This is a genomic window from Mycolicibacterium grossiae (genome assembly GCF_008329645.1).
Lineage (GTDB): Bacteria > Actinomycetota > Actinomycetes > Mycobacteriales > Mycobacteriaceae > Mycobacterium > Mycobacterium grossiae.
This window is the reverse complement of sequence record NZ_CP043474.1, coordinates 4,791,877-4,800,432: the sequence shown is the minus strand read 5'-3', so window position 1 is coordinate 4,800,432 and position 8,556 is coordinate 4,791,877. Positions and strand designations below refer to the sequence as shown.

The 8,556-nt window shown below is 71.1% G+C and carries 10 protein-coding genes; 9 read left to right on the top strand and 1 reads right to left on the bottom strand.

The annotated features are described in order from the left end of the window. The first annotated feature begins 1 nt into the window (after window position 1). The 3 genes from mbtG to FZ046_RS23085 are packed head-to-tail and all read left to right on the top strand — an operon-like array spanning window position 2 to window position 2,109. Window positions 2-1,312: an NADPH-dependent L-lysine N(6)-monooxygenase MbtG gene (mbtG, locus tag FZ046_RS23095; protein ID WP_070355501.1), complete on the top strand. Its 1,311-nt coding sequence runs from the start codon at window positions 2-4 to the stop codon at window positions 1,310-1,312. Beyond that, window positions 1,290-1,502 (top strand): MbtH family protein, encoded by a 213-nt coding sequence (locus FZ046_RS23090; protein ID WP_070355502.1) that lies wholly within the window; start codon window positions 1,290-1,292, stop codon window positions 1,500-1,502. The genes mbtG and FZ046_RS23090 overlap by 23 nt, the downstream gene beginning before the upstream one ends. A gap of 34 nt (window positions 1,503-1,536) precedes the next feature. Then, the gene (locus FZ046_RS23085; protein WP_070355503.1) at window positions 1,537-2,109 is read left to right on the top strand and encodes a DUF998 domain-containing protein; all 573 of its coding nucleotides are present in this window, start codon (window positions 1,537-1,539) and stop codon (window positions 2,107-2,109) included. On the opposite strand, the gene FZ046_RS23080 is transcribed toward FZ046_RS23085, so the two are convergent. Next, window positions 2,100-2,429 carry a type II toxin-antitoxin system VapB family antitoxin gene (locus tag FZ046_RS23080; protein ID WP_070355504.1) on the bottom strand — a complete coding sequence of 110 codons (330 nt, stop codon included), beginning with the start codon at window positions 2,427-2,429 and terminating at the stop codon, window positions 2,100-2,102. The genes FZ046_RS23085 and FZ046_RS23080 overlap by 10 nt on opposite strands. 146 nt (window positions 2,430-2,575) lie before the next feature. On the opposite strand from FZ046_RS23080, the gene hrcA reads away from it, so the two are divergent. The 6 genes from hrcA (at window position 2,576) to FZ046_RS23050 (ending at window position 8,524) form a co-directional block, all read left to right on the top strand. After that, the gene (hrcA, locus tag FZ046_RS23075; RefSeq protein ID WP_070355505.1) at window positions 2,576-3,607 is read left to right on the top strand and encodes a heat-inducible transcriptional repressor HrcA; all 1,032 of its coding nucleotides are present in this window, start codon (window positions 2,576-2,578) and stop codon (window positions 3,605-3,607) included. A 48-nt stretch (window positions 3,608-3,655) separates the two neighbouring features. Then, window positions 3,656-4,795, top strand: coding sequence for a molecular chaperone DnaJ (dnaJ, locus tag FZ046_RS23070; RefSeq protein ID WP_070355506.1), 1,140 nt, complete (start codon window positions 3,656-3,658; stop codon window positions 4,793-4,795). 1 nt (window position 4,796) lies between these two features. Then, window positions 4,797-5,555, top strand: a complete 759-nt coding sequence (locus tag FZ046_RS23065) for a 16S rRNA (uracil(1498)-N(3))-methyltransferase (RefSeq protein WP_070355507.1) — start codon at window positions 4,797-4,799, stop codon at window positions 5,553-5,555. A gap of 97 nt (window positions 5,556-5,652) precedes the next feature. Further along, window positions 5,653-6,705, top strand: a complete 1,053-nt coding sequence (locus tag FZ046_RS23060) for a PhoH family protein (protein ID WP_070355508.1) — start codon at window positions 5,653-5,655, stop codon at window positions 6,703-6,705. Further along, complete coding sequence (gene ybeY / locus FZ046_RS23055) at window positions 6,702-7,238, top strand: rRNA maturation RNase YbeY (protein WP_070355509.1); 537 nt, start codon at window positions 6,702-6,704, stop codon at window positions 7,236-7,238. Before FZ046_RS23060 ends, ybeY begins: the two co-directional genes overlap by 4 nt. Next, a complete protein-coding gene (locus tag FZ046_RS23050) occupies window positions 7,235-8,524 on the top strand; it encodes a hemolysin family protein (protein ID WP_070355510.1) in 1,290 nt (429 codons plus the stop codon). Before ybeY ends, FZ046_RS23050 begins: the two co-directional genes overlap by 4 nt. The last annotated feature ends 32 nt before the right edge of the window (window positions 8,525-8,556 follow it).

Below are 8,556 nucleotides of genomic sequence, written 5' to 3'. Positions count from 1 at the left end.
CGTGAGTGCCACCGGAACCCTGGCCGTGATCGGCGCCGGCGCGAAGGCGGTCGCCGTCGCGGCGAAGGCCGCCGAACTGCGCGCGATGGGCGTCGACGTCCCCGACGTCGTCGCGATCGAGCGGTCCGGCATCGCCGCGAACTGGCAGTCCGGCGGCGGCTGGACCGACGGCAACCATCGCCTGGGCACCGGGCCGGAGAAGGACGTCGGCTTCCCGTACCGGTCGTCGCTGGTGCCGCGGCGCAACGCCGAACTCGACGAGCGGATGACCCGGCACAGCTGGCAGGCGTACCTGATCTCGACCGGCGGCTTCGCCGAGTGGATCGACCGCGGGCGCCCGGCACCGAAGCACGAACGCTGGAGTCAGTACCTGCGCTGGGTGGCCGAGGACGTCGGGATGTCCGTCGTGGCCGGCGAGGTCGAGAGCATCGGCATCTCAGACTGCCTCGAGGACGGCGGCCGGACCCGCTGGGCGCTGCGCACGGCGGAGACCACGGTGCTCGCCGACGGCGTCATGGTGACCGGGCCCGGACAGGCCGAACGCTCGGTGCTGCCGGGCAATCCGCGGGTGATGTCGATCGCGCAGTTCTGGCATCACGCGGCGGCGCACGAACGCATCTCGGCCGAGCGGGTCGCGGTGATCGGGGGCGGCGAGACCGCGGCGTCGATGCTCAACGAGTTGTTCGGCCACCGGGTGTCGACCATCACGGTGATCTCGCCGACGGTCACGCTGTTCACCCGTGGTGAGAGCTTCTTCGAGAACACCCTGTTCTCCGACCCGACCGGGTGGACCGGCCTCACCATGGCCGAGCGTCGGGATGCGTTGTCGCGCACCGACCGTGGCGTGTTTTCTGCGCGCGTGCAGGACGTGCTGCTGGCCGACGACCGGATCCGGCACCTGCGGGGTCGGGTCGCGCACGCGGTGGCGCGCGACGGCCGGATCCGCCTCACGCTGTCGACCAACACCGGCGGCGAGGCGGTCGAGACCGTGCACGGCTTCGACCTGGTGATCGACGGCTCGGGCGCCGACTCGCTGTGGTTCCTGCCGCTGTTCACCCCCGACGCGCTCGACCTCCTGGAACTCGGACTCGGCGGTCCGCTGACCGGTGAGTCGCTGCAGGAGGCGATCGGCTACGACCTCGCCGTGAGCCACGTCTTCCCCAAGTTGTTCCTGCCGGGGCTCTCCGGCCTCACCCAGGGGCCCGGATTCCCGAACCTCAGCTGCCTGGGACTGCTGTCCGACCGCGTCCTGGGCGCGTCGCTGATCAATCCGTCGATGAGGAGACTCGATGAGCACCAATCCGTTCGATGACGAGGACGGCACCTTCTACGTCCTGGTGAACGACGAGGAGCAGCACAGCCTGTGGCCGACGTTCGCCGAGGTGCCGGCCGGCTGGCGCATCGTGTTCGGCGAGAGCACGCGCGCCGACTGCCTGGCCTACGTCGAGGAGCACTGGACCGACCTGCGGCCGAGGAGCCTGCGCGAGGCGATGGCCGACTGAGCCGGTCCGGACCCGCCGCTCCTAGGCTGAGCGAATGGCCCGACGCGTTGCCGCCGTCTGCTGGCTGGTGTCCGCGGCGTGGTACGTCGTGGCCGAGGCGGTCGCCGCGGCGGGCATGCCCGGGTACTCCTACGCGACCGACGTCATCAGCACGCTCGGCCAACCGGCCTGGTCCCCGCGCGCGGGGTGGCTGAACGGCGCGCTGCTGGTACAGGCGGTGGCCTTTTCGCTCGGGGCGTGGCTGGTGGCCGGCCTGGCGCGCACCCGCAGCGCGGTGCTGCTGCGGGTCTGCGCCGTGGGCAACGGGATCGGCAACGTCCTGGTGGCGACGGTGCCCACCGGTACCGGCTCGCCGTGGCACGTGGTGGGGGCCGGGATCGCCATCGTCGGCGGCAACCTCACCGCGATCGCGGCGGCGTTCGCCTGGTCGCGGGGTCGACCGTCGTGTGCCGCGCTCGCCGCGGGCGTCACGGGTCTCGTGGGGTTGGCGATCCTGCTGGCGGGCGTGCCGCCGAGCGGCGCGTGGGAACGGGTCAGCGTCTACGCGATCTACGCCTGGCAGGTCGGCATGGGCGTCGCGCTGCTGGTTCGCCCGCGTCAGAGGTGAGTCGGGCCGGTCTGCTGCTCGAACGGCACGGCGGTGTCGTACACCCGGGCGTGCAGCACCGTGCGGTTGCGCAGCGCGGCGCGCACGGCGCGGTGCAGGCCGTCCTCGAGGTAGACCGCGCCCTGCCAGCGCACGGCGTGCGGGAACAGGTCGCCGTAGAAGGTGGAGTCCTCGCTGAGCAGCCGGTCCAGCGCCAGCACCGTGGTGGTGGTGATCAGTTCGTCGAGGCGGATCTGACGCGGCGGGATCTGCGCCCACTGCCGGTGGGTCAGGCCGTGCTCGGGATACGGCTTGCCGTCGCGGACACCCTTGAAGATCATCGGCGGGACTGCGCTGACCCGGAACTCCGCATCGACGGCATGGGTCGAGGTTAGTGCCCACGTCGCCGGTTGTCCGTCCAGGTCACCGTAAAATGGGGTACTTGGTGTGCAATTCGTCAGACGGTGACTCGAGGTGGGTGAGACGCATGGGTAGTGCCGATGATCGGCGGTTCGAGGTGCTGCGCGCCATCGTGGCCGATTTCGTGACCACGCAGGAGCCGATCGGCTCCAAGGCGCTCGTCGAGCGGCACAACCTCGGGGTCTCCAGCGCGACCGTCCGCAACGACATGGCCGTGCTGGAGGCCGAGGGCTACATCGCGCAGCCGCACACCAGTTCCGGACGGGTGCCCACGGAGAAGGGCTACCGCGAGTTCGTCGACCGGCTCGACGACGTCAAGCCGTTGTCGACCAGCGAGCGCCGGGCGATCCTGACGTTCCTGGAGAACGGCGTCGACCTCGACGACGTGCTGCGCCGCGCGGTGCGGCTGCTGGCGCAGCTCACCCGGCAGGTCGCGATCGTGCAGTACCCGACGCTCACCACCTCGACGGTCCGCCACCTCGAAGTCGTGGCGCTGACGCCCGCGCGGCTGCTGTTGGTGGTGATCACCGACACCGGGCGCGTCGATCAGCGCATCGTCGAACTCGGCGACGCCCTCGACGAGCACCAGCTCGCGCAGCTGCGCGAGCGGCTGGGGCAGGCGCTGGAGGGCAAGCCGCTGTCGGCGGCGTCGGTGGCGGTCGCCGACCTGGCGTCGCACCTCGACGGCCACGGCGGGCTGGGGGACGCGGTGGGCCGCGCCGCCACGGTCCTGGTGGAGACGCTCGTCGAACACACCGAGGAGCGGTTGCTGCTGGGTGGGACGGCGAACCTGACGCGCAACACCGCCGACTTCGGCGGCTCGCTGCGGTCGGTGCTCGAGGCGCTCGAGGAGCAGGTCGTGGTCCTCCGACTGCTGGCCGCCCAGCAGGAGGCCGGTAAGGTCACGGTGAGGATCGGGCACGAGACCGAGGCCGAGCAGATGGCGGGAACGTCGGTGATCAGCACGGCCTACGGCTCGCTCGGCAAGATCTACGGCGGCATGGGTGTGGTGGGGCCCACGCGCATGGACTACCCGGGAACCATCGCCAACGTTGCGGCGGTTGCTCTGTACATAGGCGAAGTTCTGGGCACCCGTTAGGGGTGCGCACCGGCCGCGGACGGCGGCCGATCGGTGGAAGGGTTTGGCGTGGCACGCGATTACTACGGCCTGCTAAGGTTGAGCAAGGGCGCGAGCGACTCGGAGATCAAGGCTGCGTACCGGAAGTTGGCGCGCAAGCTGCATCCGGACGTGAATCCCGACGCGGGCGACGAGTTCACCGAGGTGAAGCTCGCCTACGAGGTGCTCAGCGATCCGGAGAAGCGGCGCATCGTCGACATGGGCGCCGACCCGATGGAGGCCGGCCCGGGCGGCGGCAACGGGTTCGGCGGCGGCTTCGGCGGGCTCGGCGACGTGTTCGAGGCCTTCTTCGGCGGCGGCGGAGGGACCCGCGGACCCATCGGGCGCGTGCGGCCCGGTTCGGACTCGCTGCTGCGCATGCGCATGGACCTCACCGAGTGCGCGACCGGCGTCACCAAGCAGGTCACCGTCGACACGGCCGTGCTCTGCGACGTCTGCCAGGGCAAGGGCACGCACGGCGACTCGACGCCCGCGACGTGCGACACCTGCCACGGCCAGGGCGAGGTGCAGACCGTCCAGCGGTCCCTGCTCGGCCAGGTCATGACCACGCGTCCCTGCCCGGTGTGCGCCGGCGTCGGCGAGGTGATCCCCGACCCGTGCCACCGCTGCGGCGGCGACGGGCGGGTGCGCGCGCGGCGCGAGGTCAGCGTGAAGATCCCGGCGGGCGTCGGCGAGGGCATGCGGGTGCGGCTGGCCGCCCAGGGCGAGGTCGGCCCCGGCGGCGGCCCGGCCGGCGACCTCTACGTCGAGGTGCACGAACAGCCGCACGACGTGTTCGTGCGCGACGGCGACGACCTGCACTGCACGGTGTCGGTGCCGATGGTCGACGCGGCGCTGGGCACCACGGTGTCGGTGGACGCCATCCTCGACGGGCCGACCGACATCACGATCGCGCCGGGCACTCAGCCTGGCACCGTCACGACACTGCGCGGTCACGGCATGCCGCACCTGCGCTCCGGCGTGCGCGGCGACCTGCACGCCCACGTCGAGGTCGTGGTGCCGTCGCGCCTCGACCACCAGGACACCGACCTGTTGCGCAAGCTCAAGGAGAACCGCAGCCGCGACGTCGCCGAGGTGAAGTCGACGCACGCCGCGCCGTCGGGCGGCGGCCTGTTCAGCAGGCTGCGCGAGACGTTCACCGGGCGCTGACCTGAGCCGGGCACTCTTCTACGTCGACGCACCGCCGCAGACCGGTGCCGCCGTCGTCATCGACGGTGACGAGGGCTTCCACGCCGCCACGGTCCGGCGCATCCGCGTCGGCGAGGAGATCGACGTCTCCGACGGTGCCGGCCGCGTCGCGCACTGCACCGTCGACGACGTCGCCAAGGGCCGCCTGTCGGCCCGCGTCCTGGCGGTCCGCGACGTCGCGCCGCCGACGCCGACCGTGACCGTCGTGCAGGCGCTGCCCAAGTCCGACCGTGCCGAACTCGCCGTCGAGCTGGCCACCGAGGCCGGCGCCGACGGCTTCCTGGCCTGGCAGTCCGACCGGTGCGTGGCGCGCTGGGACGGTGCCGCCAAGGTCGACAAGGGCCTGCGCCGGTGGCAGGCCGTCGCGCGCTCGGCGGCCCGCCAGTCGCGCCGCCCGTGGGTACCCGAGGTCGGGACGCTGCTGACCAGCCGCCAGGTGACCGACCGCGTGGCCGCCGAGGCCGCCGCCGGAGCCCTGGTGCTCGCGCTGCACGAGTCGGCTACCGAACCGCTGACCGGACCCGCGCTACGCGCCCGACTGACCGCCGCGCCGGCGGTGTTCCTGCTGGTCGGACCGGAGGGCGGGATCAGCGACGACGAGATCGCCGCGCTGACCGGCGCCGGCGCGGTGGCCGTGCGGCTGGGGCCGTCGGTGCTGCGCACGTCGTCGGCCGCGGCGGTCGCGCTGGGGGCGTTGGGGGCGCTGACCAGCAGGTGGTGAGGTTTTGCCTTGGGCCGTGACGGCGACCGGCGGTAAACTCGGACGCACCCGGTCCACGCCAAGTCCACGAACACGGAAAGCAGGCACTGAACCCCACGTGACGCCCCGAGACACGAACGCTGCCTCGTCCTCCGCGCGAAGCAACACCTCGGTTCGCAGCAACATCAACGTGCCGCCCGAACTCGTCGTGGGCCTGCTCGGTTCCGCCGACGAGAACCTGCGCGCACTCGAACGGCTGATCACCGCCGACATCCATGCCCGCGGCAATGCGCTGACGCTGTCCGGTGAGCCCGCCGACGTCGCGCTGGCCGAGCGTGCGCTGTCCGAGCTGATGGCGGTCGTCGCCAGCGGTCAGACGTTGACGCCCGACGCCGTCCGGCACACCGTGACGATGCTGACCGGCACCGGCAGCGAGTCGCCCGCGGACGTATTGACCCTGGACATCCTGTCCCGGCGCGGCAAGAGGATCCGGCCCAAGACGCTCAACCAGAAGCGCTACGTCGACGCGATCGACGCGAACACCATCGTGTTCGGCATCGGCCCGGCCGGCACCGGCAAGACCTACCTCGCGATGGCCAAGGCGGTCAGCGCGCTGCAGAGCAAGCAGGTCTCACGCATCATCCTCACCCGTCCGGCCGTGGAAGCCGGTGAGCGCCTTGGGTTCCTGCCCGGCACGCTCAGCGAGAAGATCGACCCGTACCTGCGGCCGCTGTACGACGCCCTGCACGACATGATGGACACCGAACTCATCCCGAAGCTGATGAGCACCGGCGTCATCGAGGTCGCACCGCTGGCATACATGCGTGGTCGCACGCTCAATGACGCCTTCATCATCCTCGACGAGGCGCAGAACACGACCGCCGAGCAGATGAAGATGTTCCTCACCCGACTCGGGTTCGGCTCGAAGATCGTCGTCACCGGTGACACCACCCAGATCGACCTTCCCGGTGGTGCGCGGTCCGGACTGCGGGCGGCGGTCGACATCCTCGACGGCATCGACGACATCCACGTCTCGGAACTCACCAGCGCCGACGTCGTGCGGCACCGGCTGGTCGGCGAGATCGTGGACGCCTACGCACGATTCGAGGGTGACGGCTCCGGGGTGAACCGGGCGCAGCGACGCGCGAACGTCGGCAGGTCGCGCCGGTGAGCATCGAGGTCTCCAACGAGTCCGGCGTCGAGGTGTCCGAGACCGAGCTGATCAGCGTGGCCCGCTTCGTGATCGAGCGGATGGACGTCAACCCCGCCGCCGAGCTGTCCATGGTGCTGCTCGACTCCGCGGCGATGGCCGACCTGCACATGCGGTGGATGGACCTGCCGGGTCCCACCGACGTGATGAGCTTCCCGATGGACGAACTGGAGCCCGGTGGCCGTCCCGACGCACCCGAGCCCGGCCCGTCGATGCTCGGCGACATCGTGCTCTGCCCGGACTTCGCGGCGAAACAGGCCGAGGCGGCCGGGCATTCGCTCGGTCAGGAGTTGGCGCTGCTGACCGTCCACGGCGTGCTGCACCTGCTGGGCTACGACCACGCCGAACCCGACGAGGAGAAGGAGATGTTCGCGTTGCAACGCGAACTGCTCGAGGGGTGGGTCGCCGACCAGGTGGACGGCTACCACCGTGACCGGCAGACCGAGCGCGACCGCCGGCTGCTCGACGAGTCGCGCTTCTACGATCAGTCGTGAGTGGCATTGCGCCCCTGGTCGGGGCCATCGCGCTGATCTTCATCGGCGGCCTGTTCGCGGCCGTCGACGCCGCCATCGGCACGGTCTCGCTGGCCCGGGTCGAGGAGATGGTGCGCAACGAGCGTCCCGGGGCTGCCCGGCTCGCGCGGCTGATGGCCGACCGGCCGCGGTACGTCAATCTCGTCGTCCTGCTGCGCATCACGTGCGAGACGATCGCCACGGTGCTGCTCGTCGCCTACCTCGTCGACGATCTCGGGCTCCGCTGGGGTCTGGTGGCGGCCGCCGCGATCATGGTGGTGGTGAGCTTCGTCGCGATCGGTGTCGGGCCGCGCACCATCGGCAGGCAGAACGCCTACACCATCGCGCTGGTGGCCGTCTTCCCGCTGCAGGCGATCGCGGTGCTGCTCACCCCGATCAGCCGGCTGCTGGTGTTGATCGGCAACGCGCTGACGCCCGGTCGCGGATTCCGCAACGGGCCGTTCGCCTCCGAGATCGAGTTGCGCGAGGTGGTCGACCTGGCGCAGCAGAGCGGCGTGGTCGCTGACGACGAGCGGCGGATGATCCAGTCGGTCTTCGAACTCGGCGACACCGGGGCGCGCGAGATCATGGTGCCGCGCACCGAGATGGTGTGGATCGAGGCGGACAAGACGGCTGCGCAGGCGACGTCGCTCGCGGTGCGCAGCGGCCACTCCCGCATCCCGGTCATCGGGGAGAACGTCGACGACGTCGTGGGCGTCATCTACCTCAAGGACCTGGTGCAGCGGACCTTCACCAGCGGCGGCCGGGACACCAAGGTCGCCGACCTGATGCGCCCGCCGGTGTTCGTGCCCGACTCCAAGCCGCTCGACGAACTGCTGCGCGAGATGCAGCGCGACCGCAACCACATGGCGCTGCTCGTCGACGAGTACGGCGCCATCGCCGGGCTCGTCACCATCGAGGACGTGCTCGAGGAGATCGTCGGCGAGATCGCCGACGAGTACGACACCGACGAGGTGCAGCCCTGGGAGGACCTGGGCGACGACGCGTTCCGCGTGTCGGCGCGCCTGCCGCTGGAGGACCTCGGTGAGCTGTTCACCGATCTCGACATCGACGAGGACCTCGACGTGGACACCGTCGGCGGGTTGCTGGCCCACGAGCTGGGCCGGGTGCCGCTGCCCGGCGCCGAGGTCACCTGGGACGGGCTGCGGCTGCGCGCCGAGGGCGGCCAGGACCACCGCGGTCGCGTCCGTGTGGGCACCGTCCTGGTGAGCCGCACCGAAACCCCCGAGGAGGACACCGAACAGTGAGCGCCGAACTCGACGCCGAGGACGCCAAGCTG

Bases quoted from the DNA above. Each gene is read 5' to 3' on its own strand.
- FZ046_RS23080 (WP_070355504.1), bottom strand. From the start codon at position 2,429: ATGATCTTCAAGGGTGTCCGCGACGGCAAGCCGTATCCCGAGCACGGC.
- FZ046_RS23090 (WP_070355502.1), top strand. From the start codon at position 1,290: ATGAGCACCAATCCGTTCGATGACGAGGACGGCACCTTCTACGTCCTG.
- FZ046_RS23085 (WP_070355503.1), top strand. From the start codon at position 1,537: ATGGCCCGACGCGTTGCCGCCGTCTGCTGGCTGGTGTCCGCGGCGTGG.
- hrcA (WP_070355505.1), top strand. From the start codon at position 2,576: ATGGGTAGTGCCGATGATCGGCGGTTCGAGGTGCTGCGCGCCATCGTG.